21 protein-coding genes and 1 pseudogene are annotated in these 25,136 nt (G+C 63.3%); 10 read left to right on the top strand and 12 right to left on the bottom strand.

Annotated elements, in window-relative coordinates:
• Positions 1-12: 12 nt before the first annotated feature.
• Both ACVOLR_RS00670 and ACVOLR_RS00665 read right to left on the bottom strand, forming a co-directional pair.
• The gene (locus ACVOLR_RS00670) at positions 13-399 is read right to left on the bottom strand and encodes an I78 family peptidase inhibitor (RefSeq protein ID WP_481534730.1); all 387 of its coding nucleotides are present in this window, start codon (positions 397-399) and stop codon (positions 13-15) included.
• A 203-nt stretch (positions 400-602) separates the two neighbouring features.
• On the bottom strand, positions 603-923 hold the full coding sequence (locus ACVOLR_RS00665; protein ID WP_481534729.1) for a hypothetical protein: 321 nt from the start codon (positions 921-923) through the stop codon (positions 603-605).
• 274 nt (positions 924-1,197) lie between these two features.
• Here ACVOLR_RS00665 and ACVOLR_RS00660 point away from each other — a divergent pair, with 274 nt between their 5' ends.
• The 3 genes from ACVOLR_RS00660 (at position 1,198) to ACVOLR_RS00650 (ending at position 4,636) form a co-directional block, all read left to right on the top strand.
• Positions 1,198-2,313, top strand: coding sequence for a saccharopine dehydrogenase family protein (locus ACVOLR_RS00660; RefSeq protein ID WP_481534728.1), 1,116 nt, complete (start codon positions 1,198-1,200; stop codon positions 2,311-2,313).
• Between the two features lie 97 nt (positions 2,314-2,410).
• Positions 2,411-2,797 (top strand): BlaI/MecI/CopY family transcriptional regulator, encoded by a 387-nt coding sequence (locus tag ACVOLR_RS00655; RefSeq protein ID WP_481534727.1) that lies wholly within the window; start codon positions 2,411-2,413, stop codon positions 2,795-2,797.
• 3 nt (positions 2,798-2,800) lie between these two features.
• Positions 2,801-4,636, top strand: a complete 1,836-nt coding sequence (locus ACVOLR_RS00650) for a M56 family metallopeptidase (RefSeq protein WP_481534726.1) — start codon at positions 2,801-2,803, stop codon at positions 4,634-4,636.
• A gap of 182 nt (positions 4,637-4,818) precedes the next feature.
• On the opposite strand, the pseudogene ACVOLR_RS00645 reads toward ACVOLR_RS00650, so the two are convergent.
• Positions 4,819-5,958, bottom strand: a pseudogene (locus ACVOLR_RS00645) (ribonuclease H-like domain-containing protein); the annotation flags it as partial.
• On the bottom strand, positions 5,904-8,387 hold the full coding sequence (locus ACVOLR_RS00640; protein ID WP_481534725.1) for a DEAD/DEAH box helicase: 2,484 nt from the start codon (positions 8,385-8,387) through the stop codon (positions 5,904-5,906). The gene ACVOLR_RS00640 and the pseudogene ACVOLR_RS00645, both read right to left, overlap by 55 nt.
• Positions 8,388-8,545: 158 nt before the next feature.
• Between ACVOLR_RS00640 and ACVOLR_RS00635 the strand changes: the two genes are divergently transcribed.
• From ACVOLR_RS00635 to rlmF, 3 genes are all read left to right on the top strand, one after another.
• Complete coding sequence (locus ACVOLR_RS00635; RefSeq protein ID WP_481534724.1) at positions 8,546-9,088, top strand: hypothetical protein; 543 nt, start codon at positions 8,546-8,548, stop codon at positions 9,086-9,088.
• A gap of 76 nt (positions 9,089-9,164) precedes the next feature.
• On the top strand, positions 9,165-9,827 hold the full coding sequence (gene tmk / locus ACVOLR_RS00630) for a dTMP kinase (protein WP_481534723.1): 663 nt from the start codon (positions 9,165-9,167) through the stop codon (positions 9,825-9,827).
• 181 nt (positions 9,828-10,008) lie between these two features.
• Positions 10,009-10,998 (top strand): 23S rRNA (adenine(1618)-N(6))-methyltransferase RlmF, encoded by a 990-nt coding sequence (gene rlmF, locus ACVOLR_RS00625; RefSeq protein WP_481534722.1) that lies wholly within the window; start codon positions 10,009-10,011, stop codon positions 10,996-10,998.
• Between the two features lie 7 nt (positions 10,999-11,005).
• Here rlmF and ACVOLR_RS00620 read toward each other — a convergent pair whose 3' ends face one another.
• Positions 11,006-12,187 carry a DUF3667 domain-containing protein gene (locus ACVOLR_RS00620; RefSeq protein ID WP_481534721.1) on the bottom strand — a complete coding sequence of 394 codons (1,182 nt, stop codon included), beginning with the start codon at positions 12,185-12,187 and terminating at the stop codon, positions 11,006-11,008.
• Positions 12,188-12,358: 171 nt separating this feature from the next.
• Positions 12,359-12,808 (bottom strand): nuclear transport factor 2 family protein, encoded by a 450-nt coding sequence (locus ACVOLR_RS00615; RefSeq protein WP_481534720.1) that lies wholly within the window; start codon positions 12,806-12,808, stop codon positions 12,359-12,361.
• Between the two features lie 33 nt (positions 12,809-12,841).
• Here ACVOLR_RS00615 and ACVOLR_RS00610 point away from each other — a divergent pair, with 33 nt between their 5' ends.
• Positions 12,842-13,774: a PIN domain-containing protein gene (locus ACVOLR_RS00610; RefSeq protein WP_481534719.1), complete on the top strand. Its 933-nt coding sequence runs from the start codon at positions 12,842-12,844 to the stop codon at positions 13,772-13,774.
• A 155-nt stretch (positions 13,775-13,929) separates the two neighbouring features.
• Here the strand turns inward: ACVOLR_RS00610 and ACVOLR_RS00605 are convergent, their stop codons facing one another.
• The 5 genes from ACVOLR_RS00605 to ACVOLR_RS00585 form a co-directional block, all read right to left on the bottom strand.
• Entirely contained in the window at positions 13,930-15,351 is a 1,422-nt protein-coding gene (locus ACVOLR_RS00605) for a short-chain fatty acid transporter (protein ID WP_481534718.1), read from the bottom strand.
• A gap of 189 nt (positions 15,352-15,540) precedes the next feature.
• Positions 15,541-16,182 carry a hydrolase gene (locus ACVOLR_RS00600; protein ID WP_481534717.1) on the bottom strand — a complete coding sequence of 214 codons (642 nt, stop codon included), beginning with the start codon at positions 16,180-16,182 and terminating at the stop codon, positions 15,541-15,543.
• 83 nt (positions 16,183-16,265) lie between these two features.
• Positions 16,266-16,562 (bottom strand): putative quinol monooxygenase, encoded by a 297-nt coding sequence (locus ACVOLR_RS00595; protein WP_481534716.1) that lies wholly within the window; start codon positions 16,560-16,562, stop codon positions 16,266-16,268.
• Between the two features lie 89 nt (positions 16,563-16,651).
• On the bottom strand, positions 16,652-17,341 hold the full coding sequence (locus tag ACVOLR_RS00590) for an isochorismatase family protein (protein ID WP_481534715.1): 690 nt from the start codon (positions 17,339-17,341) through the stop codon (positions 16,652-16,654).
• A gap of 172 nt (positions 17,342-17,513) precedes the next feature.
• A complete protein-coding gene (locus ACVOLR_RS00585) occupies positions 17,514-18,380 on the bottom strand; it encodes a pirin family protein (protein WP_481531031.1) in 867 nt (288 codons plus the stop codon).
• Between the two features lie 124 nt (positions 18,381-18,504).
• Here ACVOLR_RS00585 and ACVOLR_RS00580 point away from each other — a divergent pair, with 124 nt between their 5' ends.
• The 3 genes from ACVOLR_RS00580 (at position 18,505) to ACVOLR_RS00570 (ending at position 22,847) form a co-directional block, all read left to right on the top strand.
• Positions 18,505-19,410, top strand: a complete 906-nt coding sequence (locus ACVOLR_RS00580) for a LysR family transcriptional regulator (RefSeq protein ID WP_481534714.1) — start codon at positions 18,505-18,507, stop codon at positions 19,408-19,410.
• An 87-nt stretch (positions 19,411-19,497) separates the two neighbouring features.
• Positions 19,498-20,679, top strand: coding sequence for an OmpA family protein (locus ACVOLR_RS00575; protein WP_481534713.1), 1,182 nt, complete (start codon positions 19,498-19,500; stop codon positions 20,677-20,679).
• A gap of 287 nt (positions 20,680-20,966) precedes the next feature.
• Positions 20,967-22,847, top strand: a complete 1,881-nt coding sequence (locus ACVOLR_RS00570) for a M61 family metallopeptidase (protein ID WP_481534739.1) — start codon at positions 20,967-20,969, stop codon at positions 22,845-22,847.
• 272 nt (positions 22,848-23,119) lie between these two features.
• On the opposite strand, the gene ACVOLR_RS00565 is transcribed toward ACVOLR_RS00570, so the two are convergent.
• Positions 23,120-25,066, bottom strand: coding sequence for an N-acetylmuramoyl-L-alanine amidase (locus tag ACVOLR_RS00565; protein ID WP_481534712.1), 1,947 nt, complete (start codon positions 25,064-25,066; stop codon positions 23,120-23,122).
• Between the last annotated feature and the right edge of the window lie 70 nt (positions 25,067-25,136).

Raw genomic sequence — 25,136 nt, 5'->3', positions numbered from 1 at the left:
GGCGATGCCAATTCAGCCGCAGCGGACGCCGCTGATCGTGCCCTTTTCATCAAGTTCGATGTTCAGGCGCTCACCGATGAACTCCATCGTGACCGGCTGGTTGGGCTTGAGCACGCGTACATCGCTGGCACCGGCATCTTCCTTGGCCTGGGCCTGCATGGCATCGGTATAGGTCTGGCCGACCAGACCCTGCACCTGGCTGGCATCGCAGGCGCCCGGCGGCGGCGTTGCTTCAGCGGGCGCAGCGGCGGCTTCAGCGGCCTGCTGGGATTGGTTCAGTGCCTCATCCTGTTCTTCCGGGGCCGGCTTTGTGCAGGCGCTCAGGGCCAGCATCAGTGCAGCGGTGGCAATCAGGGCGGCGGGGCGGCGCAGGGCGCGCGGCGTCGACGGGAATTGCATCGGAACTCCAAGCTATTGAGGGTCAGCCCAAGCATATCGCCAAGTGAGGAAGTGTTGACGCTGCGTCGCACCAGATTGCGCGACACTCATGCGTAGCTGTGTCTGTTGCGAGCGTGAGTGGCACGGCTTTGCTGTAAGCAACTGACCTTGGCCGTTCCACGCCTGTGCTGCGCGGTTCAACACGCGTTTCGACAGCAGTCGTCTCAGCCGCAGCGCAGCGCGGTGATGTTGTTGGTGCGACCCACCTCGATGGTCAGACGTTCGCCACCGCTGCTGGGTGGTGTGGCGCTGCTGGTGTTGTCCCCGCTGCCACGCACCACATTCACCTGCAGGCTGTCGCTGTCCACGCGCGCACGTTCTACGGTACCGGGCGCTGCCGCGAGGCCGACCGCACCGCGCACCATGTCGGTATGGCATTGGCCGGAGATGACGCCATCGATGGGCTGCACCTGACTGACTTGGGTGGTGCTGCAGGCAGTGGCGACGATGGCACTGAAACTGGCGATGACCAGCATCCGATACATGGCGGACTCCAACTGGGGGTGTGCATGCAGGGTGCTGCCGCAGGTGTAAGAGCTGGATGAAGAGCCCGCCTGCTGCAAATCTGCTCCCTCCCTTGCGCAGCGCGCAGGGGAGGGCTGGGGAGGGGTGCTCTTCACCGGGGCGTTGAACAACGTGTACAAGCAGCAGCCAAAGCCACCCCCTCCCAACCTCCCCCTTGGCTGCGCCAAAGGGGAGGGGTCAAAGCTGCTCGTTCCTCGCTGATAATCCACCCAGCAATCAACGCAGGAAGATCCGATGTCGCAGCAGGAAAGCTGTCGTGTTCTAGTGTTGGGTGGTTACGGCCATTTCGGCGCGCGCATCGTGCGTGCACTGGCCATCACGCCGGGTATCAAGGTGATCGCTGCCGGCCGCAATCCCGGGCAGGCGGCAGCCAATCTGCCGGGTGTGGATCTGGCGACCATCGAACTGTGCCGGCTGGATACCGCTGCGGCTGACTTCGAGGCTCAACTCGCCAATACGCAGGCGGCACTGGTCATCCATACCGCCGGTCCCTTCCAGGGCCAGGGTTACGACGTTGCACAGGCTTGCCTGCGCGCTGGCATGCACTACATCGATCTGGCCGATGGCCGCGATTTTGTCGCCGACTTCCCACAGCAGCTGCAGGCCTTGGCAGAGCAGACCCAGCGCAGCGCGATCAGCGGCGCCAGCACCTTGCCGGCGCTGTCCGGCGCGGTCGTGGATGCACTCGCCCCGCAGTTCGATCAACTGCACAGCATCGACATGGTGATCGCACCGGCTCAGGCCACACCGCTGGGCATGGCTACGGTGCGCGCGGTGCTGTCGTACTGCGGCAAGCCGTTCGAGTGCTGGGTGGATGGGCGCTGGCAGACGGTGATCGGCTGGGCCGAGCCGCAGCCGGTGCGCTTCGCCCGCATCGGTCCGCGATTGGCCTCGCCTTGCGATGTGCCCGACCACACGTTGTTGGTGCAGCGCTATCCGGGCGTGGCGACGGTACGCTTTCGCGCGGCGCTGGAGTTGAAGTTCCTCTCACGTTGTCTGGCGACTCTGGCTTGGCTGCGCCGCCACGGTTTGCCATTACCAATGGAAGCGCTGGCCGGCGTGTTTGCCCGCGCCGGACGCTGGTTTGATCGCTTTGGCACCGATCTGGGCGGCATGCGCATCACCCTGCGTGGCCAACGCGGCGGCCTGCAGCACACCGTGCATTGGGATCTGACCGCGCCAATGCTGCACGGCCCGGAGATTCCCACCCTCGCGGCCGTGCTGCTGGCGCGCCGCTTTGCCCGTGGCGAGGGATTGCCAGTCGGCGCCCATGCTTGTCTCGGCCTGCTCAGCCTGGCCGAGTTTGAAAGCGAGTTCGCGCGCTGGCAGATCGACAGCGCGGTGAGCTGAATCATTCAGCCCGGCAGCGGTCAGGGTGCCATTCGGGCTATTGACTACAAGTGTAGGCAGATCTAACGTGACGACAAATGTAGTCACGGAGACGGCCATGCGCCGCAAGACCATCGGGGACCAGGAACTGGCCCTGTTGCAGTACATCGGAGAGAACGAACCCACCAGCGTCGGCGAGGTAGCCGCGCGCTTTGGTGAGGCCCGCGGGTTGGCTCGTTCCACCGTGCTGACGATGATGGAGCGCCTGCGTACCAAGGGCTATCTGCAGCGCGAGCAGGACGAGGGCGTGTACCGCTACAGCTCCACTGCCGAACAGCAGGAAGTGGTCAACGGCGCGGTTGGCAGCTTCGTCGAAAAGACCCTGCAGGGTTCGATCTCGCCGTTCGTGGCGTGGATGTCGGAGAAGGCCGAGGTCAGCGACAACGAACTGGCCGAACTGGAAGCGCTGGTCAGCAAGCTGCAGTCGCAGCGCCGGGAGGATTGAGCCATGTCGATGACCCTTGAATTGTTGGGCAGCCGCCTGTTGGCGACCAGCGTGCAGACCGCGCTGTTGGCAGGTCTTGTGTGGCTGTTGTGCCGCTACGTGCGACGTCTGCCGGCCAGCACCCAATGCGCGCTGTGGTGGCTGGTGGCCTTGCAGGCTGTGGTTGGCCTGTTCTGGGCGTCACCGTTGGAGCTGCCGCTGCTGCCTGCAGTCGATGCTGCGCCGATAGTGGTGCAGGCCGTCGCAACTGCTGCACCGGTGACAACGGCACCTGTGACAGCCGCGCCGATCATCGTGATGCAGCCTTTGCCTGCGGACAGCAGCTGGTCATGGAGCCTGGTGCTGATGGCGATGTGGGCCGCCGGTGTACTTGTGATGGCCTTGCGCACCGCGCTGGCGTATCGCTCCAGTCGCGCCCTGCTTCGTGTCGCGCAGCCCTGCCACGATCACAAGCTCAACGCAGCGCTCGCGCTGGCTGCTGAAGCACACGGCCTGCGACGCGCACCACGGCTGATGCTCAGCAATGCGATCGATTCGCCGCAGTTGATCGGTCCATGGCGCCCGGTGTTGCTGCTGCCTGCGCGTGGGCTGCAGCGCATGGGCGATGACCAGCTGGATATGGCTTTGACCCACGAGCTGGTGCATCTGCAACGCCATGACCTGTGGCTGGGTCTGGTGCCTGCACTGGCTCAGCACCTGTTCTTCTTCCATCCGGTGGTGCATCTGGCCGCCCGCGAATACGGCATTGCCCGCGAAGCAGCGGTGGATGCCGCGGTGGTCGCCGGTGACCGGCACTGCCGCCAACACTATGGACGCCTGCTGTTGCAGTTGGGCGTTGCTCCCAGGCCCGGCGCTGGTTTGGCCAGCGCGTCGCCGACCTTCCTAAGCCTCAAGCGGAGATTGCTCATGTTGCAGGACACTTCATCTTTCCCGCGCGTCGGTGCGGCCTTGATCATTGCTGCTGTCGCCGTGATCGGCGTGGCACCGCTGCGTCTGGTGGCGATGCCGGCACCGCCTGTGCCGCCCGCACCGCCGGCCCCTCTGGCCGCGCCCGCCGCACCGGTGGCGCCAACCGCACCGGTTGCACGTTCGGTGACACGCACGGTGGTTGCCGGTGCCGCTGTACCAGTCGCGCCGCCTGCGCCGCCGGCACCACCAGCGTTGGTGGTGCCACCCGCACCGCCGGCGGCTCCACCAGCCCCTGCCGAACCGCTGCGCACGCAGGGTGTGATTCACCTTTCAAACAGATACAACGACGATGGCTATGTGCTGATCAAGGGCAACCACAACGTCATGAATGGCACCGTTGCGGATCTGCGCGAAGCCAAGAAGCTGGACGATGGCAAGGGGGTGCTGCTGGTGCGCCGTGATGGCAAACGCTATGTGGTGCGCGATGCGGCAACCCTGTCGCGCTTTGAGCAGCTGTATGCCGAAAGCGTGCGTCTGGGTGATGCGCAGGGCCGCCTGGGTGACCGTCAGGGAGCGTTGGGTGATCGTCAGGGGCAGATCGGTGAGCGCATGGGCGAGATCGGCGCGCGGATTGGTGAACTGGCGAGTGAACAGGCGGAGCTGGCACTGAGTTCGGGTGAACGCAGTGATGCGCAGCGCCGTGCATCTGAAGCAGCGCGCCGCAAGCTGGAACAGGCACGCGAGGAAATGGAGAACCCGGCAATGCGTGCGGAGATGGAAAGCCTGGCTGCACAGCAGAGGGAATTGGGCAAGCAGCAGGCTGAGTTGGGCCGGCAGCAGGCGGCGGTCAGTGTCAAGGCCAATCGTGATGCGGAGCAGCTGATCCGTGAAGCGATCAGCAGTGGAACTGCGCGGCCGCTTGGCGGGTGATGTTTTGGGAGGGTTTGCTGAGCTTGGCTTTAGAGCTACAGCAAAAGCACCCCTCCCCAGCCCTCCCCTTCGCCTACGGCGAAAGGGAGGGGGCCAAGCTCTGCTCCCTCCCTTTGGCGCAGCCAAGGGGAGGGCTGGGGAGGGGTAAGCTCTTCAAGCAGAATCTGACGAGCGACTGAAACTCAGCCCTCAGCCTCCAGCGCCAATTCCGCCCGTTCATCCGCTTCCGCCTGTACCAGCCGCAGGAACAGCAGCGCCAAAGTCACCACGTCCTGGTGATTGTGTTCACCAACACGGCGCAGATTGCGCGCGCTGCCACCGCGTAGATAGCTCAACCACGCTGCAGGCGCTTCCGAACCCGGCAAGTCATCCTCGCGTGCTATCAACAGCAACTGCCGTTCGATGGTCGCAAGCCGGCAGTTTTCCCAGGTACCGCGATAGCGGCGGCGGGTGGGGAACAGCAGATCAACATGATCCAATGCGGAGATCGGATCACCGCGCCGCGCCAGCCGGTAACGTGTCTTCAACAACGGCGCGTCATAACAGCGGCCGTTGTAGCTGGACAGCACCGTAGCCGGTGACAGCCAGCTGGCAAACAACTCCAGCATCGCGCTCTCCGCGCCCATCGTCGACATCAGCAGCTGGCGCACGCGCAGGCCTTCACCGCGCGCTGCATCGTGATGCCAATCGGCGGCGCCGATCATGAAGGCGCGGGTTCCGGTGCCGCCAGCCAGACCGGTGGTTTCTGTGTCGAAGAACAGTAGGTCCTGTGGCGCGACGCTTTCCTCAGGGCGCTTGCTGAAAGCAAGTGACAGCGGCTGCGTTGGAATCGCCTGCGGGATGAAGGTTTCGATCAGGTGCAGGCCGGGTGCGATCTCGGTGCCGGGTAGATCGCGATCAACCGGACCGCGTTCGACTGGCTGTGTCGGTGCGATGGCGCGATTACGTGTGGCCAACAAACGTCGTAACGCTGCGCCGTCCTGCGGGACTGCAGGTTTGTGCTTGATCTGATCGACCCAGCCGAATACGGAAGACTGCTGCCCCTGCTCTTGTGGGAGCGGCGTCAGCCGCGAAGCCGGTGCTGCATCCGAAGCCGGAGAAGAACCAGATGCTTCCAGCGGAACAGACACTGCTGCAGCGTTCTCCATTGGTGGCTTCGCGGCTGACGCCGCTCCCACAACAGGCATGGGCGCTGCGGGCCCTGCAGGCGGCGCCGTCGCCAGCCCCGCCTGCTTGCGCAGGGCTTTCAGTTTGTCCAGGCTGATGCTCATGGCAGCAGGTCGAGTGCCTCGTCGACGACGATGGTTGGCACTTGATCGCAACGCTCGGCCGAAAGCAGCGACAACACGGTCAGCGCCAATGAGCGTGGTGTTGGCCCTTTCTCTTCTTCCTGTGCAGCCAATACCGGGCCAACGCAGGCCGGGCAGCCGGCATTGCAGTCGCAACGCTCCACCAGTTCCAAGGCACGCTGCACCAGCTCGCCCTGGCGCTGCCACAGCGGTTCGCTCAGGCCCACACCGCCGGGGAAGTTGTCGTACAGGTACACCGTGGGCACGAAACTTTGCATCAGTTCCACCGTGGCTTCGCCGGCTTCATTGCCGCGCAGCTGGCCACGGCCGGTCTGGTCGGCCACCGCAAACCAGGCGCCGTCACCATTGCCCACGGCTTTCTGCAGATCGCGTGCATCGGCCATCACCGCGACGGTGGCGACGATGTGCAGCGCATAGGCGGCGCCGAGGAAGCCATCCAGCGCATCCTGCTTCTGCGCGAAGCTGCGCAGCAGCGTGGCCTGCGGCAGCTGCCACCACACCGAGGTGGTGTGCAGCTCCTGATCGGGCAGGTTGACCGGGCCGTAGCCGATGTTCTCGTGCGTGTAGTAACGGATTTTCTTGTAGCCGGCCACGCGGCGAACCACATGCACTTCGCCGTGGTGCGAGTCACCGCGGCCGGCACCGTCGCCGTCAAAGCGGTCCAGCACCTTCAGCTTGGTGTAGTCGATGCTGTCGGTGTAGTAATCCACATGCGTGCGGGTGACATAGGCCTTGCGACCGTCCCAATCCAAACGCTCCACTTGATATGGCGTGCTCTGCACCATGTGGATGGCGCCTTCGTACAGGGTCAGCGCGGCGGCGGAATAATCCACCTCGGCGATGATCTGCTGCTTGCCGTCGCTGCGGTCCACCACCACGAAGTTGCCATCGGCCACCGCGCGCAGGCTTACCGCATTGGCGGGATAGCTGTCGGCGATCCACTCCCAGCGGTCGCCTTCCTGGTGCACCACTTCGGTCTCGGCCAGCGCCTGCAGGAACACCAGCGGATCGATCGGCCCGAACGGTTCACCGGCCAGGAAGGGCAGCTCGAAGGCGGCGCAGCGGATGTGGTCGAACAGGATCAGCGGCTGGTCGGGCGAAATGCGTGCGTGCTCGGGCGTGGCGTTGGCAAAGAAATCCGGATGCCGCACCACGTACTGATCCAGCGGCTGGCTGCTGGCCACCATCACGCCCAGCGCGGCCTGTTGGCGGCGACCGGCACGGCCGAAGCGCTGCCACGTCGCCGCAACGCTGCCGGGGTAGCCGTTGAGGATGACCACGTCGAGCGCGCCGATATCCACACCCAGCTCCAGCGCCGAGGTGCTGACGATGCCGTCGATATTGCCAGCGCGCATCGCCCGTTCCACCTCGCGGCGCTCGGTCGGCAGGTAACCGCCGCGGTAGGCGCGGATGCGTGCCGGCTTGCGCGGGTCGTTGTCGAAGATGTCTTTCAGATACTTGGTCAGCACTTCCACCATCAAGCGTGTCTGTGCGAATACCAGTGTCTTCAAGCCGCTCTTGATCGCGATGCGTGCGATGCGGTTGGCCTGCGAACGCGCCGAGGCGCGCAGGCCCAGATCCGGATTGATCACCGGCGGGTTCCACAGCAGCACGTGCTTGGGCCCGGTGGGCGCGCCGGACTCGGTGATCGCATGCACCTTCTCTTCCACCAGCGCCTCGGCGTGCGCATGCGGGTTGCCGATGGTGGCCGAGCACAGGATGAACTGCGGTTGCACGCCATAGAACGCGCAGATGCGCTTGAGCCGGCGGATCACATTGGTGACATGGCTGCCGAACACACCGCGATAGGTGTGGATCTCGTCGATCACTACATAGCGCAGGTTCTCGAAGAACTGCGCCCACTTGGTGTGATGCGGCAGGATCGCCTGATGCAGCATGTCCGGGTTGCTGACCACGATGTCGCCGTGCAGGCGGATCGCCTGCCGTGCATCGCCGGGCGTATCACCGTCGAAGGTGAACGCCTTGACGCCGAGATCACCCGCCCGGTTGAGCTCCAGCAGCTCGGCGACCTGGTCCTGCGCCAGCGCCTTGGTCGGGAACAGGTACAGCGCCTTGGCATTGCCCTGCATCGCCGCACTTACCACCGGCAGCGTGTAGCACAGCGACTTGCCAGAGGCGGTGGGGGTGACGATGGCAACGTGCTCACCGCGCTGGGTGGCGTCCCAGGCCTCGGCCTGATGCGAGTACAGCTGCTCGATACCGCGCGCCTTCAATGCGGCTTTCAGCGCCTCGGGCACATCATCGGGAATCGGCGCATAGCTGCCTTCGCGGCCGGGGATGGTGAAGCTGCCAGTGACCCGGTCCTTGTAGCGCCGGGCCAGGCGCTGGCCGAGCAGCGAGCCGTCACGCGATGGCAGGCCATCGGTGGTTGCCAGCGCCCGTTCGCTGGCTTCGGTGCGGGGAGCGAGGGAAAACGCCATGCACACAACTGCCGATCAAAGAGTGTCATGGAAGCATAACGGTGTCTCACGCCGTGAGACCCATTGGCATTACGACATGCTGAACGAGCAGCGCGGTTCCAACAAAAACTGAAGCAGCGCCTGCGTATGCTGACGTCGACACGCAACAGGCAGGGTGGATGGCTGTGGCATTACCGGCAAAATGGAGCACATTGTTGGCCGGCATGATGCTGGCGGGGATGGCACAGGCGCAGCAAGCCGTGCCGGCAAGCGCGCCTGCCGCGCCTGCCGCGCCTCCCGGTGCCGTAGTTGCCGAACCAGAACCTGCCGCCAACGCGCAGTCCGAGCCAAGCGATGCTGTTGAAGTGCCGGCACAAGGCAACGTCACCACCCTGGGCGAAGTACGCGCCATCAAGCCCGAGGATGACGAGCCGCTGGACCTGTACCGCTTCAAGAACCCGGTCCAGGCCGCGCCCAACCGCTTCAGCAAGAACTGGAGCGAACCCCCCACGCCCGAACAGGTCGGTATGAGCGGTGGGTACCTGATGATGGGCATCGGCTACGGCTTGATGAAGGCCGCGCAGGGGCTGAACAAGCTGACCGGCGGCCCCGACCAGATCCAGTCCGCCGTAGCCCGGCCACCGCCGGAGCTGACCGAGGACGAGCAGAAGCGGGCGGCTGAGTACTGCGCGATCCACGGCTGTATCGCGCCCACGCGCTGATAACCGACTGTTCCCGGCATGGCGGCAGCGGCGTCAAGCCGCGCGATATCGGCCGGTTCCGATTAAAGTAGCGCCCATGGATAACCAACAGATTCCCGGCGGCCTGCTCATTGCCATCGAAGGCATTGATGGCGCTGGCAAGACCACGCTCGCCCACACCTTGGCCCAGCACCTGCGCGCTGCAGGGGCACAGGTGGTACTGGGCAAGGAACCGACCAACGGCCCCTGGGGCACCCGCCTGCGCGCTACCGCCGCCACCGGCCGGCTGAGCCCGGAGCAGGAGGTGGAATACCTGCTGCACGACCGTCGCCAGCACGTGGAAGAGGTCATCGTCCCGGCCCTGGCCCGTGGCGAGGTCGTCATCCTCGACCGCTACTTCCCGTCGATGGTGGCCTATCAGGGCGCCGCCGGCCTGCCGCTGGACGAGATGCTGCAGGCCAACGATTTCGCGCCGCGCCCGAACCTGCTGCTGTTGCTGGACCTGCAGCCGGAGCAGGGCCTGGAGCGCATCCGCGCCCGTGGCGACAAGCCCAACCACTTCGAGACCGCGCAGAACCTTGAGCGTTGCCGGCTGATCTTCCAGCAGCTGGAGCTGCCCAACAAGCAGGTCATCGACGCCAGCCAGAACGAAGCCGAAGTGCTGCGTGATGCGTATGCGGCGATTGCCGCGACGCTCGCGCTGCGCGTGGGTGAGCACGGCGCGCAGCTGCTGCAGAACGTGCATGGTTTGGAGCTGTAGAAGGCTGTTGCAGCTGGCGGTGCCCGCATCCCACCTTGTGGGAGCGGCGTAAGCCGCGAAGCCGAGGTTGTTGAAGCGCAGGCAGCGTGTGCCATCTGATGATGTACGCGCTTCGCGGCTGACGCCGCTCCCACAAACAACCAAAGCCTCCGGTTTGTTGCTCTTGGCATCCAATAAGCACATGACTTCTTCGTATCAACGTCCGCGCGCCAAGCCCGCTGCCACACCGGCACAGCCGCTGCTGCATCCCCGCAACCGCCATCAAGGCCGTTATGACCTGGTGCGCCTGGTTGCGGCGAATCCCGCTTTGCGCGCGCACCTGGTCCGCACCCCGGCCGGCACTGACAGCATCGACTTCAGCAACCCGGCTGCCGTGCGCGAACTCAACCGCGCGCTGCTCGCCAGCGACTACGGCATCCAGCATTGGGATATCCCGGACGGTTATCTGTGCCCGCCAGTGCCGGGCCGGGTGGACTACCTGCATGGTCTGGCCGATCTGCTGGCTGCAGACAACGACGGCGTGATTCCACGCGGCCCGAACGTGCGCGCGCTAGATATCGGTGTTGGCGCCAACTGCATCTATCCGTTGCTGGGCCAGGCCGAGTACGGCTGGCGTTTCCTTGGCAGCGATATCGATGCGGATGCGCTGCAGGCCGCCAATGCCAATGTGCAGGCCAATGGCCTCGGTCATCTCATCGAACTGCGTCAGCAGCATGCGCGTGGCAATCTGTTCGCTGGCCTGCTGCAGGCCGATGAGCGCTTCCACCTGACCCTGTGCAATCCGCCGTTCCATGCGTCGGCCAAGGAGGCCGCGCAGGGCAGTCAGCGCAAGCTGCGCAATCTCGGTGGCGCGCAGGCAGGCAGCCGCAAGGCCCCTACGCTGAACTTCGGTGGCCAGGCCAACGAGCTGTGGTGCACCGGTGGTGAGGCCTCATTCCTGCGGCGGATGATCCGCGAGAGCGTGGATATCCAGAATCAGGTGCTGTGGTTCAGCTCGTTGGTGGCCAAGAGCGAGCACCTGGCCGACATCCACAAACAACTGACCAAGGCCGGTGTGGCCGAGGTGCGTGAAGTGGCGATGTCACAGGGCAACAAGCAGAGTCGCTTTGTTGCCTGGAGCTTCCTTCCAGCCGCTGCACGCAAGGGCTGGATGCAGGCAACGCAGGCCTAGGCCGGGTTCAAGCCGACACGCCGGCCAGCACCGCGTACATCACCACGAAGGTGACCAGGAAGAAATAGATGAAACCGATGAAGCTGTAGCGCAGCAGGGTCAGGATCGGGTTGCCGCCATACACGCGCTGCTGCATCCAGAATAGATATACCGGCACAGCAAGCCACAACAGCACATACAGCCAGGCACAAATCGAGCTGACCACCGCATTGCCGATTGCACCGCTGATACCGGCGATGAGGAAGGTGGTCAACAGCACCAGCATCAGCCAGCAGTGGCTGTATAGCGCCACCACAAGGTGTTCGAGGTAACCCATCGGCCGTCGCATGATGTAAGCCACGCGCAACACCAGCGCGAAGATCGGCATCAGGAAGAACAGCGCACCGGGCAGTGAAGTCAGGATGGCCTGCACATACAGATCGGTCTTGCTACCCATGCGTTCGACGTTGGCTTGGCCGTTGGCTAGCCGACGATTGAGCCAGTTGCTGACGAACTTCGGCCAGCCAGCCAGCACGACGGGATTGGTTTCCGGGTCCCAGGGTTTGCCGTTGATCGGCACATTGATGAAGACTGCTTTTTTCTCCGCACTGACACGCTCGGCAGCCTCGTCAGAACGCGCCAGCGCCGAGTCGGTAGCGCTGCGTGCGGATGGCTGCGCGTTTGCTTCGAGTTCCGCGCTGCGTTGCGCAGCTGAGGTGTTGATCGCTGCCATGGCAATGGCAAGCGCTGGCGCGGCCGCAGGATTTGTCTTCTGCTGTTGTTCGATCTGCGCCACCTGGGTGGCGCGCACGGCTTCCACCTCGGCCACGGTCTGCGCCTTGGCGAAGGCCGGATCGGCGTTGCTGCCGGTGCCGAAGTCATCGCTGTGCAGGGTCAGCTTGCCGACGAAGAAGGTGAACAGCGTAAGGATCACGAACAGCCGCAGCGGCTGCACATAGCCGACGCGCTGACCCTTGAGGAAGTTGACGGCGATCCGGCCCGGCACCAGCAGATCGCGCAGGGTGCGGAAAATGCGCCCATCCAGATGCCAGAACGATTCGAACACCTCTTCGACCGCATGCCCGAAATTCTTCAGCGGGTTATGCGCCGACTGCCCGCAGCCATGGCAGTAATGGCCCTGCAACGGCGTGCGGCAGTTTTCGCAGGCACCGTGTTCGGAAGTGGAATGCACGACTTCGGTCTGGCTCATGGCTGGCGCGGCGGCGGTTGGAAGCCGCATACGATAACGGGGTTTGCCAGCTCTGTTCAGTGTCCGTTAAAAAAACACTCGCCGAAGTAGAGCCCCTCTCCCGTTCACGGGGGAGGGGTTGGGGTGGGGGAAAGCTCCTAGCACGTAGACCCAAAGGCCAAACCACCCAACTCAACCACCCCGCACCTTCCGATGCCACAACGCATTGACGATCACCCAGCGCCCATCAAACCGGCCCATCTGCAGGTGATCAATGAACCAAGGGCTCTCCAGCCGCACCGTGGCAATGTCCTCATCCACCTGCAGCACCGTCACCGTCCGCTGCCACTGCTCGCGCGGCGTCTTCAGCGCGCCCTGGCGGGTGAAGCGGATCAACTCATCCGAGCTCATCCGGCCCAGGCCCAGGGTTTCATTCGGATTGGCAACGAGATTGCGCTTGGCCAGATCCGGATGCAGTGCCCGCGTCACCCGTGCGACATCGCCTTCCAGCTGGCCGTCCATATAGTCGTATGCGGTCGCCTCGATGGCTTGCAGGGTGGCCGCGTCCGGTGGCGCCGCTGCGGCGTTGCCGGCAACGCAGAGCATTCCCACAACAAACACGCGTAGTGCAGCTGACAGCATGGCCGGTTCCAGAAGGGTGGTGGTGAGGGAATCGTGGCAGTTGCAGCTGGGGATGCAATGGGCTGGAGGTCATTTGCCGTTTTGCTGAAACTGCGTTGGGAACGATGGGCTGAATGTGTTCAGTTCAAGGATGCGGTTTGGCAAACGGACAATGCTGGGCGAAGATTCGAAACGGGGCGGCATTGGGAATTGCAGGGAATGCAAATAGAAGCTGTTGCGATGGCGGTGCCGTTGGAGAACCGGCGCATCAACTACGTGTTGGTCGATCACGAGAACGTCCAGCCGACCGATCTGAATCTGCTTGATCGAGAGGACGTCCGTCTCTGGGTATTCGTTGGTGCCGCGCAGACCAAACTGTCGTCAGAACTGGCAATCCAGATGCAGGTCATGCGCGAGCGCGCCGACTATGTGCGGATATCTGGCAATGGTTCCAATGCCTTGGATTTCCATATCGCCTTCCATATCGGACAGTTGGCGAAAGTCGACCCACGTGGGTTCTTCCACATCATCTCCAAGGACACCGGATTCGATCCTCTGGTACAGCATCTGAAGACGAAGAAGATTCTTGCCTGCCGATCGGCAGCGGTTGGTGATATGCCGCTGTTCAAGCCCGTACTCGCCGACAAGCCTGTGGTGTCTGCGTCAAAGGCCGCTGAAAAAGCGAATGCGAAGAAAGTGACGGTTGTAGTTGAAAAGGCCCAACCGCCCGCCAAGAAGCCTGCGGTTGCCGTGGCCAAGAAGGCTGTACAGGCGAAGGCGATGACAGCGGCAGAAAAGCTCGCTCGAATGAAGGCGCTGTTGGCAAAAATGACAAGTGGTAAGCCTGGAACTCTGGCGGCGCTGAAGAAACACATCGCGTCCAATTTTCAAAATCAGATCAATACTCAGGAGATTGATGCGCTGATCGTGGGTCTGAAGAAGGCGGGCACATTGAAGGTTGATGGCACCAAGGTGATATTCAGCTGACTTCGGCGCTGTGGTTACATTGTTGAAGCGCCTGTGCGGTTGTCGCTTTGATTGCTTGGAAAGCTCCTGCCGAGCATGGCTCGGCACTACAGGGTGCAGAAATAAGAACGCCACGCATTGCGTGGCGTTCTTATTTAAATCGTTGCAGCAATCGATCAGGGCATTACGGGCGGTGTATACGCCAGCGTCGCACCCAGTGCCCACAACAGCAGCAGCACCAGCGGGGTGTGCACCAGCAGCTGCACGAAGGTGAAGCCGATCAGGTCGCGGGCCTTCAGGCCGAGTACGCCGAGCAGCGGCAGCATGTAGAACGGGTTGATCAGGTTGGGCAGGGCTTCGGCGGCGTTGTAGATCTGCACCGACCAGCCGAGGTGGTAGTGCAGGTCGTTGGCTACCTGCATCACGTAGGGCGCTTCGATGATCCACTTGCCGCCGCCGGACGGAATGAAGAAGCCGAGCACCGCCGAGTAGCTGCCCATCAGCAGCGCGTAGGTATCGTGGCTGGCGATCTGGGTGAAGAAGGTGGAGATGATGTGGGCCACGCTATGGCCTTCACTGCCGTTGACCGTGGTCATGATGGCGGCGATGGAGCCGTACAGCGGGAACTGGATCAGCACGCCGGTGGTCGAGGGCACGGCGCGTGAGACCGCATCGAGGAAACTGCGCGGGCGCCAATGCAGCAACGCACCGGCCATCAGGAACAGCAGGTTGTAGGTGTTCAAGCCGGAGATGGCCTGGATCGCCGGTTTGGTGCTGAATTCGTGGATCAACCAGCCAGCGGCCAGCGCAACCAGCAGCAGGATCAGCAGCGGGCTGTGTTCCAGCCATTCCCCGGGGCGGGTCGGCTTGGTTTTGACCGGTGCCGCATCGCTCATGACATCCACGCCGCAATCAGCGGCATCGCGCGCGGAATTGGCGGCCGGTGCGGTGACGTAGGAAATGATCAGCGATACCACCACCAACGCGGCCAGCAATACGCCGGACTGCCACAGGAAGATGGTTTCGGTGAACGGAATAACGCCGGTGATCGACAGGATCGAGGGCGGCAGGCTGGCCGGGTTGGCCTGCAACTGTGCGGCCGATGAGGACAGGCCCAAGGCCCATACCGCGCCCAGGCCGAGATACGCTGCCGCGCCAGCAGCGCGGTAATCCATCTTCAATTCACTGCGGCGTGCCAATGCGCGTACCAGCAGGCCGGCGAACACCAGGCTCAGGCCCCAGTTCAACAACGATGCGGTCATCGACACGATGGCGACCAGTGCGACCGCACTGCGGCCGTTCTTAGGCACGCGCGCCAGCCGGTCGATCAAGCGCGAGGCCGGGCCGGAAGACGCCACCACATAACCGCCGATCACCACGAAGGCCATCTGCATGGTGAAGGGGATCAGGCTCCAGAAGCCGTCGCCGAAGGCCTTGGCGGTGTCGGTAGGCGCGGCGCCAATGGACAGTGCGGCCAGCGAGACTGCGGCCAGGGCGAGGGCGGCGAACACCCAGGAATCGGGGAACCAGCGTTCGGCGAAATTCGCACAGCGGATCGCGAAGCGCGCCGAGGCGGTGTCTTGGGTTGTGGGCTGCATGGGGCGGATACCGTGGGGAAACAACCGGGCGACGGTAGCGCGGCAGCGGTGATGGGTGGAACTGGACCTTTGGATAGTGCCTGCGTATTCATGCAGGAGGTCACAACCGGCGCGATGCCTGCTGATGGCCTGGACGCAGCCACGTGCCTCCTCCCCCTCCGTTTGCCGGAGAGGAAGGGGGCTATCTGCTTACTCGGCAGCGTCGTAGGAGAACTGGATGCCAGCGGTACCGCCGGTGCTGATGAACAATTCCATGAACTGCTTGGCGGTGTCGGCGCGGTTCCAGTCGCGCTGCAGTTCGCAGAACAGCTGCGGCACGCTGATCAGCTTGCCGCCGGCCTGCTCGATGCGGCGCAATGCCGCATCGTGCGCGGCCAGCGAGGTGCCGCCCACGGCGTCCACCGGGACATACACCTCATAGCCTTCGCGCAGTGCGTCCAGTGCTGGGAAGGTGAGGCAGGCCTCGGTCCACAGTGCGGTCATGATCAGCTTCTTGCGGCCGGTGGTTTCCACGGCCTTGCGGAACTCCACGTCCTCCCAGGAGTTGATGGTGGTGCGATCGTAGGTGGGCTCATCCTTCAGCACGCGGCGCAGCTGCGGGATCGGAGGGTGGTTCAGGCCGGTCTTTACGTTGACTGTGGAGTGCACGATCGGCAGGCCGTAGACCTTGCCGGCCTTGGCCACGCCGACGATGTTGTTGACCAGCAGCTGGCGATCCATCGAGGCGATGGAGTTCACCTGCACCGGCTGGTAGTCGATGACGATCAGTGCCGAGTTTTCCGGGGTCAGCAGGTCGTCACGTTTGGGGTCACGCTTGGTTTCACTGGTCATGGCGAGGTTCCTTTCTGGGGTGCTGAAGGCGCAGCACGCGCTTGGGCATCGCGCCGCATATCGCGGCGGGGTAAACGGGGGGCTTACTTGACGAGGTCCATGAAGTACGCCGCTTCCGTGCGCTCGACGGCGTCGGCGTGGTGCGTTTCGAAGTACTTGATGTGCGGGCCGTGGTGATGGTGCTTTTCGCGCAGCTCATGGCTGGCCCAGTGCTCGACGAAGATGAAGCGGCGTGGGTCTGCCTGGTCGCGATACAGGTCATAGCGCAGCGCGCCTTGTTCCTTGCGCGATGCATCGACGACGACCTTCAGTGCGTCGTACAGCTGTTGCTCGCGGCCCTGCTTGGCGTAGAGCACAACATTGATGAATAGCTCGGACACGGGAACTCCCGGCGATATGGGCTGTTGCACGTTCAATTGCGATGCTGGCTCCGCCTTGCGGCTGTAACGGAGCCAGCTCGCGATGTGGCTCAGCTGCGCTGTGAATCCAGCTGTTCGTGGTTGGTCACCACTTCCTGCGCCTTGCTGTAGCTCTCGATCAGCAACTGGTAGTTGGGGAAGATGTTGGTGTACGCCTGCGCCCATTCGGCGGCGTCTTCGCGGTTCCAGGTCTTCTGCAGTTCAGAGGCGACCGCGGCCACGTCGATGACGACGACACCGGCCTGCATCATCCGCGCCAGGGTGATTTCCTGTGCCTGCTTGGAGTAAGTGCCGGAGGCATCAATCACCGCGAACACCTGGTATCCATCAGCCACCGCTGCAATCGACGGGAACGCCATGCACACGCTGGTGATGGTGCCGGCGATGATCAGCTGCTTCTTGCCGGTGTCCTTCACTGCCTGCACGAAATCGGGGTTGTCCCAGGCATTGATTTCACCCTTGCGAGCTACGTACTTCGCGTGTGGTGCGTTCTGGTGGATCTCCGGAATCAGCGGGCCATTCGGACCCTGCGGTACGGAGGCGGTGGTGATCACCGGGATCTTCGCCAGCGAAGCAAGTTTGGCCAACGTCGAGGCCAATCGCCGCAAGGTGGTGAATGGCATGTCGTGCACGGTCTGGAACAGGCCGCTCTGGTGATCGATCAACAGCATTGCGACGTTGTTCGGATCGATGACGGGTTTTGCGCCGTTGAAGTTGGCAACTTGAGGGAAGGTATACATGGCGAGACTCTCTTGGTCTGGATGACATCGCAGCGTGCGCAGAGCAGCGGTGCGGGGAAGAGATGACCGGGATGGGCCCTGTCATCGGGGACTACGCTGTTGTTTGCTTGGTACTGACTCCGTTCGCCCTCACCCCAACCCCTCTCCCGCAGACGGGAGAGGGGCTTGAGCATTACGCTGCGATCTGGCCGAAGCGGCCGGAGTTGAAGTCATCCATCGCCTGACGGATTTCTTCCTGCGTGTTCATCACGAACGGGCCATAACCAGCGATGGGCTCATCGATCGGCTCACCGGCCAGTACCAGCACGGTGGCGTCGGCATTGGCCTCCAGTTCCACCTCACCGGCAGCACGGTCGAACAGCACCAGCTGGCCTTCGCGGGCAAGCTGGCTGCCGTTGAGCAACACAGTGCCGTGCATGACCACCATCGCCACGGTGTGGCCTTCGGCGAACTGCAGCGTGGTGTGCTTGTCACGCGACAGGCGCAGGTCCCACACGTCCATCGGCGTATGCGTACGGGCCGGGCCACGCTGGCCGCCGAATTCACCGGCAATCACCCGCACCTTGCCGGCGTCATCGGCCAGCGGCACCACCGGAATGTCGGCGTTGCTGATGTTCTGGTAGCCCGGTGCCGACATCTTGTCCTTGGCCGGCAGGTTGACCCACAGCTGCACCATCTCCAGCTTGCCACCGCGCTGGGTGAAGGCTTCGGAGTGGAACTCCTCGTGCAGGATGCCGGAGGCAGCGGTCATCCACTGCACGTCACCCGGGCCGATCTCGCCACCGGCGCCGGTGGAATCGCGGTGCGCCACTTCGCCTTCATAGACGATGGTGACGGTCTCGAAACCACGGTGCGGATGCTGGCCAACGCCGCGCGGGCTGGTGGTGGGGCTGAACTCGGCCGGGCCGGCGTGGTCCAGCAGCAGGAACGGGCTGAGCTGGCGGCCGTGGGTGTTGTACGAAAACAACGAACGGACCGGGAAGCCATCACCGACCCAATGCGGGCGGGGCGCGCTGTACAGGCCACTGATCTTCTTCATCTGTCTGCTCCTTGGGCGGCGCGGGGGGCGTCGGCGTTGGAGCAAAGATTAGATTTGGGACGATCACGCCGGTAGATGGCAAAAAGTGGTCTGATAGTCCTATTTGGTGAACGCTGGAGCCACAATGCAGGACCTGAACGACCTGTACTACTTTGCCAAGGTGGTCGAGCACGGCGGCTTTGCCCCGGCCGGGCGCGCGCTGGGCGAGCCCAAGTCCAAGCTGAGCCGGCGTATCGCCCTGCTGGAGGAACGGTTGGGCGTGCGCCTGATCCAGCGTTCCACCCGCCACTTCTCGGTCACCGAGGTTGGCCAGACCTTCTACGCGCATTGCCGGGCGATGCTGGTGGAGGCCGAGGCCGCGGCCGAATCCATCGAGCTGACCCGCTCGCAGCCGCGCGGTGTGGTGCGGGTGAGCTGCCCGACCATGCTGCTGGATTTCCGGGTGGCGGCGATGGTGGCCGAGTTCATGGCGCACTGCCCGGATGTGGAAGTGCACCTGGATGCCACCAACCGCCGCGTCGATGTCATCGCTGAAGGTGTCGATGTGGCCATCCGCGTGCGTCCGCCGCCGTTGGAAGACAGCGAACTGGTGTTGAAGGTTTTGGCCGAGCGCACCCAATGCCTGGTGGCGGCCCCCTCTTTGCTCGAAACGCATGGCCATTCGCATGGCCCGGCGGATCTGCATCTATTGCCCAGCGTCGCCTTGGGTGTGCCGCAGGGTGAGCATGTCTGGCGCTTGATCGGCCCGGATGGCGCGATCGCCGAAGTACCGCATCATCCGCGTTTGATAACCCGCGGCATGGTGGCGTTGCGTGCCGCGGCATTGGCCGGCGTTGGCGTGGCGCAGTTGCCGACGATGATCGTGCGCGATGCGCTGGAGGCAGGGCAGTTGGTTAATGTCGCCCCGGACTGGGCGCCGCCGAAGGAAATCATCCATGCGGTGTTTCCTTCCAGACGCGGCCTATTGCCGTCGGTGCGTTTGTTCATCGATCACCTTGCGGCATCGTTCGCCGCGCTGGATGAATCCTGATCGAGGCACCGCCGCTGATGCGCTGGTCACGGAAATTGAACGGCGCCTTGGCAACAATGCCTGCTCTCGCACAAACGGAGTTGCTGCATGCGTGTTGCTGCTGTGTCACTGGCTTGTCTCAGCGTTCTTGTCGCCGCCTGCGGGCGCGATGCACCTGCCGATCAAACTGCTGCAGCACCGGAGGCTGCGCCTGCGGCGGCCGTAGCGCCGGCATCGTCCAGCACGGAAGTGCTGACTGCAGGCAGCGTCGAGTTCCCGGTGATACCGACCATCATGGTGCCCAGTATCATCGGCAGCGGCCCGGCGCAGAAGCGCCTTGAGCTGTCGATGCAATCGCTGATCGATCCGGTCGCCGGCATCAGTGTGCGCCCGGCCAACTGCGCCACCGATGGTGGACTGGTCAATGAAAGCGGCTTCACCAACGTCGATGCGCAGGGCAACCTGGAACGTGTCGGTGGGCACGGCGTGTTCAACATCGGTGCCGATGGCAGTGGCCAGGCGGTGACTGGAGATGGCGTGGTGGAGGTGAAGCCGGACGGCAGCGGTAGCGTGGTCAACGAGGCAGGCACCTTCGAGGTGAATGCCGATGGCTCCGGCACCTATGTGGGCGCGCATGGCAATATCGAGCTGGATGGCAAGGGTGCCGGCAGCTGGGTGGGTGGCTTCGGCAGCATCGAGAACCACGGCGATGGCTCGGGCAGCTGGGTTGGCAGCGATGGCAACATCGAGATCAATGCCGATGGCTCTGGCAAGTGGATCGGTGGTCCTGAAGGCATCGTTGAAAATCGCGGCAACGGCACCGGCACCATCGGCGCGGTCCCGCGTGAAGTGAAGATGGCACCGCTGCCGCCGTTGCCGCCAGCCGGGAAATTTCCGCTGCTGGACAAGTTCAAGCCAGCGGGTGCACCGTGTGGCTACGTCATCACCCTCAACGACAAGGTGCTGTTCGATTTCGACAAGGACGTGATCCGTCCTGATGCCGGCAAGGTGTTGGATGTGCTGGCGACGGCGCTGGGTAAAGTGCCATCCAGCGCTATGGAAATCCGTGGTCATACCGATGCCAAGGGCAGTGACGACTACAACCAGGATCTGTCCGAGCGTCGCGCACAGGCCGTGCTGGCCGCGTTGCGCCAGCGTGGTAGTGCGACTGATGCGGCCGCACATGGCTACGGTGAATCGCAGCCGGTTGCGCCGAATGAGGTCAATGGCAAGGACAATCCGGGCGGTAGGCAGCTGAATCGGCGTGTAGAGATATTCGTAAGGACCTGATGGCTGAGCTGTGGGAGCGGCGTAAGCCGCGAAGCCACTGAACCAACCGAAGCAGCAGACAGCCAAATCCAACCCGGCCAACTGCAATCGCCACGAATGCCATCCCCGTGGGCATTCGTGGCTTCGCGGCTTACGCCGCTCCTACAAAATCAACAAAACCCACAAACCCCTGCAGATGACCATCGGCCCGTGTCATGCAGCGCAGGCTTGCCGCATCATGGCCCTCTCAGACAAGCGAGAGGTTGGTGATGCATGTGTTCCGTCCTGCAGTATTGGGGTTGGCCCTGATGGCCGCCATGGGTTTGGCCAATGCGGCGCCGGCGGTGGCTGACGTGGACGCACGCGGGGTAAAGATCAGCGAGGCCGCGTATCCGGGCACCATCCGCCTCGAAGTCGACGCCACCGATCTTGGCCAGCGCGTGTTCAAAGTGCGGCAGACGGTGCCGGTGCAGCCGGGCCTGCAGCGCTTCCATTACCCGGCCTGGTTGCCGGGCAGCCATTCGCCCAGTGGCCAGATCGAAAAGCTGGCCGGATTGGTAATCAACGCCAATGGCCAGCGCCTGGAATGGGTACGCGATCCGCTCGACGTTTACACCTTCAACGTGCAGGTGCCCGAAGGCGTCAATGAGCTGCGCATGGACTTCCAGTTCCTCAGTCCCACCGATTCGGCGCAGGGCCGCACGGTGATGACGCCGAACATGCTCAACCTGCAGTGGAACGCGATGCTGCTGTACCCGGCCGGTCACGCCGCGCATGCCATTACTTACCAGGCCAGTGCGCGTTATCCGCAAGGCTGGGATGCGGCCAGCGCGTTGACGGTGGCCAGCCGCAATGGCGATACCGTCAACTACGCGCCGACCAATCTGGAAATCCTGGTCGACTCGCCTGTATTCGCCGGCCGTTACCACCGCATGTTCGATCTGGCCCCGGCCGGTACCCGCCCGGTGCGCTTGAACGTGTTTGCCGACCGGGCAAAGGATCTTGAAGCCAAGCCCGAGCACATCGAACAACACCGCGCGCTGGTGACGCAGGCACGCAAGCTGTTCGGCGCCGAGCATTACGACCACTACGATTTCCTGCTCGCCGTGACCAACCAGCTTGGCGGCATCGGCCTTGAGCACCAGCGCTCCAGCGAGAACAGCGAAGACCGCGATTACTTCAGCGGTTGGGACGCCAAGGTCGGCAGCAGCGATCTGCTCGGCCATGAGTACACCCATTCCTGGGACGGCAAGTACCGTCGCCCGGCTGACCTGGCCACCCTGAACTACAACGTGCCGATGCAGGGCAGTCTGCTGTGGGTCTACGAAGGGCAGACCCAGTACTGGGGCAATGTACTGACCGCGCGCGCTGGCATCCGTCCGCTGGACGCTTCGCGTGATGCGCTGGCGATGGTTGCGGCTACTTATGCGGACAATCGCCCTGGCTTGGAGTGGCGTTCGCTGGGCGATACCACCAACGATCCGGTGATCGCGCGCCGCAAGCCCAAGCCGTATCGCGGTTACCAGATGAGCGAGGACTATTACCAGGGCGGGCAGATGCTGTGGCTGGAAGCCGACGTGCGCCTGCGCCAGCTCAGTGGTGGCAAGCGCAGCCTGGATGATTTCGCCAAGGCTTTCTTCGGGCAGAACGACGGTCAGTGGGAACGTCCGGATACCTATACCTACGACGACGTCGCGGCGACCCTGGAGCAGGTGCAGCCGACTGGTGACTGGTCGCAGTTCCTGCGTGATCGTCTCGAGCGCAAAACCGGCCTGGTCGGCGGCATTGAAGCGGCTGGCTGGAAGCTGGTCTACAAGGACAAGCCAAGTGCTTACTTCAAGTCGATGATGAAGGGCCGCGGTGCCAACTTCATCTACTCGCTGGGCGTTTCCTTGAGCCCAGCCGGCTACGTCAACGAAGTGCGCTGGGACAGTGCCGCGTTCAACGCGGGTGTGGGCACCGGCATGCAGGTGCTGGCAGTGAACGATCTGCAGTACAGCGCCGACGAGCTTGAGGAAGCTGTGCGTGCCGCCAAGGACAGCAAACAGCCAGTGCGTCTATTGGTGAAGGAAGTGGACGTGTACCGCACGCTGAGCATCGACTACCACGGCGGCCTGCGTTACCCGACGCTGGAGCGGATCGATGGCAGTACCGACTACCTGACCCCGATCTTCACCGCCCGCAAGTAAAGCCATGTAGTGCCGAGCCATGCTCGGCAAGGGTCTTACCGGCAAGACCAAAAGCGCCCCTCATCCGCCCCTACGGGGCACCTTCTCCCGCAAGCGGGAGAAGGGCTAAAGCAATAGCAAGGGCAATAGGCCAAAAGCCAAAAGCTAGCCGAGCGGCGTCATGTAGTGCCGAGCCATGCTCGGCAGGGGCTTTACCAGCAAGGCTCCAGCGCAGCATGATTGCGCTCCACAGGGGGCGCCATTGGCACAACGCCAACTGCTACCCGTGCAGATCAGTTCTTTATCTGCACATCATCGATATACACATTCAGCTCGTACGCGGTACTGGCGTGATACAGCCAGATCGCATCCAGCTTGACGCTGCTGCCAGTGATCGTGCCATTGCCATCCACCCACGCATTCCACTGCGTCGCATCACTCAAGGCCCATGACACATACGTCCATGTGTTGGCCGCAATGGCCTTGCTGGTTGAGCGCTCGGTGCCATCACTGTCGTCGATGCCAATGCCAACCGTGGTTCCGGTACCACCGCTCCATACCCAGAACCCGACAACACCATTGGCGCGCGTCAATGCGGTATTGCTGGCCGGAACCCCGCTGCCCGACAGCAGCCGCACAGCCCAGTCCGCCGTGCTGGCGGTATTGTCCTTCAGCAGTACCCGCAACGAGCAGCTCCCATTCTTCTGCGTGGCGCAATCACGTGTAGCCGTCGAGGCGGTGCTGATGCCGGTGGTGCTGCCCGAGTAACTGGGGCTGGTATCGAAATGACCAACGCTGCTCTCGAAGCGATCCAGATAGGTGATCGTGCCGGTACCGCCACCCGTGCCAGGATTCAGCAAACCGTAGTACTTCGACCAGTTCCAGTTGATGCCCGGGTCGGTGTGCGTCTGGCCACTGTAATGCTGGTGGCCTTTTATCTTGACGCTGGCGGGCAGCACGTTGATGCCGCTGCTGGATGCACCGCTGTAGGCGCTGGCACAGCTGATCGCGCTGTACGTGGCGCAGAAATTGCGTACCAGCGCCGCTGAGGCGTCATACATCGCATTGGTGTACCAGGAGCTGTTGTCTACAAAGCCCTCGTGCTCGATGCCCAGGGTGTAGCTGTTCTGGCTGCCCACGTGCCACGCGGTATGGGCGTTGCGCACCATCTGCGTTACCTGACCGTCGGAGGAGCGGATCACGTAGTGCGCGCTGACTTGGGCGGAGGCGTTCTTGAACCAGGAGATGGTGCCGGCATAGCTGCCCTGGGTGGTGTGAATCGTTACCGCACTGACCGCTGCGGAGCGCGAGGCGGAGTAGTTGGAGGATGACGCGGCACTCCAGATGGCCGGGCCATAGTCGGTGCTCTGGATGCTGGCATCAAGCGATAGGCCGACTGCGTTTGTGCCAGTGCCGTTGCTGCGCGTCTGCAATGTCTCGCTGAGCGGGTCGATCCGGAACGCATCGGTTTCAACCCGATCTCTGCTTACATCAAGGCGCACCATCGGCGCCCGCAGCGTGACCAGCTGCGGCGCATCAAAGGCCTGCTCCCACGCGATCGCGCGTTCGGGCACGACGATGCCACGATCATTGACGCCTCGGTCCTGCGCCAGCAGCACGTCGTAGGCAAAGCTGGTACGTGCGTAGTCATCGACGGCACTGCGTGCGGCTACATTCGCGGTGCGTGCTGAGTAGCCTGCATAGCGCATCAGGGCAGGGCGTATCGCCTCGGGCTCGGGTGCGCCGGAAGCACTGACGTTGGGATGGTCCTGGCGGATCTGCGCATCCAGCAGTGCGGCGGCAGCAAGAATATTGATGGCTGCGTCGGTACGCACAGCATTGGTGGATACGCCAAGCAGCTTTGCCGCTTCGCCAACCTGATCCTCGAAGCCGCCACCGGCGTACAGGCCCATCACGCCCCAGGACGGCGGCATGCGCAGGTGTGCATCATTCTGGTCGTGCGCGTCGGGCTGCAGTGGCGACCAGCGGCTTTGTACATAGGCCAGGGATTCCAGGGTTCCGCGCGGAATACTTGGGTAGCGTCGATAGCCCTGCTGGAAGTAGCGCACATACATTGCCCGCAAGGGCAGCATGCGTGCCTCCTCCATCTTCAATTGCATGTCCAGCACCTGTTCGGTGTCGGCGACAGGTGCCTTGATCGTGGTTTGGGCAAGTGCGGGAACAACTACGGCACTGGTGATGACGGCAGACAGCAGCACGGCGGTATGACGGTGCATCATCGGTAGGACCCCCAAGCTTGGAACCCCCTGCGTGTGTGGTTCTACCGTAGCTGTTCCGCGCGCGGGTGAA

The sequence above is a fragment of the Stenotrophomonas sp. STEN030 genome (assembly GCF_056759995.1).
The sequence above is the reverse complement of the archived record's forward strand: the minus strand, read 5'-3'. Positions and strand labels throughout refer to the sequence as shown.

Excerpts from the sequence above, each read along its gene's own strand:
- rlmF (WP_481534722.1), top strand. The coding sequence starts at position 10,009 with ATGACTTCTTCGTATCAACGTCCGCGCGCCAAGCCCGCTGCCACACCG.
- ACVOLR_RS00615 (WP_481534720.1), bottom strand. The coding sequence starts at position 12,808 with ATGCTGTCAGCTGCACTACGCGTGTTTGTTGTGGGAATGCTCTGCGTT.
- ACVOLR_RS00585 (WP_481531031.1), bottom strand. The coding sequence starts at position 18,380 with ATGAAGAAGATCAGTGGCCTGTACAGCGCGCCCCGCCCGCATTGGGTC.
- ACVOLR_RS00590 (WP_481534715.1), bottom strand. The coding sequence starts at position 17,341 with ATGTATACCTTCCCTCAAGTTGCCAACTTCAACGGCGCAAAACCCGTC.
- ACVOLR_RS00600 (WP_481534717.1), bottom strand. The coding sequence starts at position 16,182 with ATGACCAGTGAAACCAAGCGTGACCCCAAACGTGACGACCTGCTGACC.
- ACVOLR_RS00580 (WP_481534714.1), top strand. The coding sequence starts at position 18,505 with ATGCAGGACCTGAACGACCTGTACTACTTTGCCAAGGTGGTCGAGCAC.
- tmk (WP_481534723.1), top strand. The coding sequence starts at position 9,165 with ATGGATAACCAACAGATTCCCGGCGGCCTGCTCATTGCCATCGAAGGC.
- ACVOLR_RS00670 (WP_481534730.1), bottom strand. The coding sequence starts at position 399 with ATGCAATTCCCGTCGACGCCGCGCGCCCTGCGCCGCCCCGCCGCCCTG.
- ACVOLR_RS00640 (WP_481534725.1), bottom strand. The coding sequence starts at position 8,387 with ATGGCGTTTTCCCTCGCTCCCCGCACCGAAGCCAGCGAACGGGCGCTG.
- ACVOLR_RS00570 (WP_481534739.1), top strand. The coding sequence starts at position 20,967 with ATGGCCGCCATGGGTTTGGCCAATGCGGCGCCGGCGGTGGCTGACGTG.
- ACVOLR_RS00575 (WP_481534713.1), top strand. The coding sequence starts at position 19,498 with ATGCGTGTTGCTGCTGTGTCACTGGCTTGTCTCAGCGTTCTTGTCGCC.
- ACVOLR_RS00660 (WP_481534728.1), top strand. The coding sequence starts at position 1,198 with ATGTCGCAGCAGGAAAGCTGTCGTGTTCTAGTGTTGGGTGGTTACGGC.
- ACVOLR_RS00665 (WP_481534729.1), bottom strand. The coding sequence starts at position 923 with ATGTATCGGATGCTGGTCATCGCCAGTTTCAGTGCCATCGTCGCCACT.
- ACVOLR_RS00605 (WP_481534718.1), bottom strand. The coding sequence starts at position 15,351 with ATGCAGCCCACAACCCAAGACACCGCCTCGGCGCGCTTCGCGATCCGC.
- ACVOLR_RS00650 (WP_481534726.1), top strand. The coding sequence starts at position 2,801 with ATGTCGATGACCCTTGAATTGTTGGGCAGCCGCCTGTTGGCGACCAGC.
- ACVOLR_RS00655 (WP_481534727.1), top strand. The coding sequence starts at position 2,411 with ATGCGCCGCAAGACCATCGGGGACCAGGAACTGGCCCTGTTGCAGTAC.
- ACVOLR_RS00635 (WP_481534724.1), top strand. The coding sequence starts at position 8,546 with ATGGCTGTGGCATTACCGGCAAAATGGAGCACATTGTTGGCCGGCATG.
- ACVOLR_RS00565 (WP_481534712.1), bottom strand. The coding sequence starts at position 25,066 with ATGATGCACCGTCATACCGCCGTGCTGCTGTCTGCCGTCATCACCAGT.
- ACVOLR_RS00620 (WP_481534721.1), bottom strand. The coding sequence starts at position 12,187 with ATGAGCCAGACCGAAGTCGTGCATTCCACTTCCGAACACGGTGCCTGC.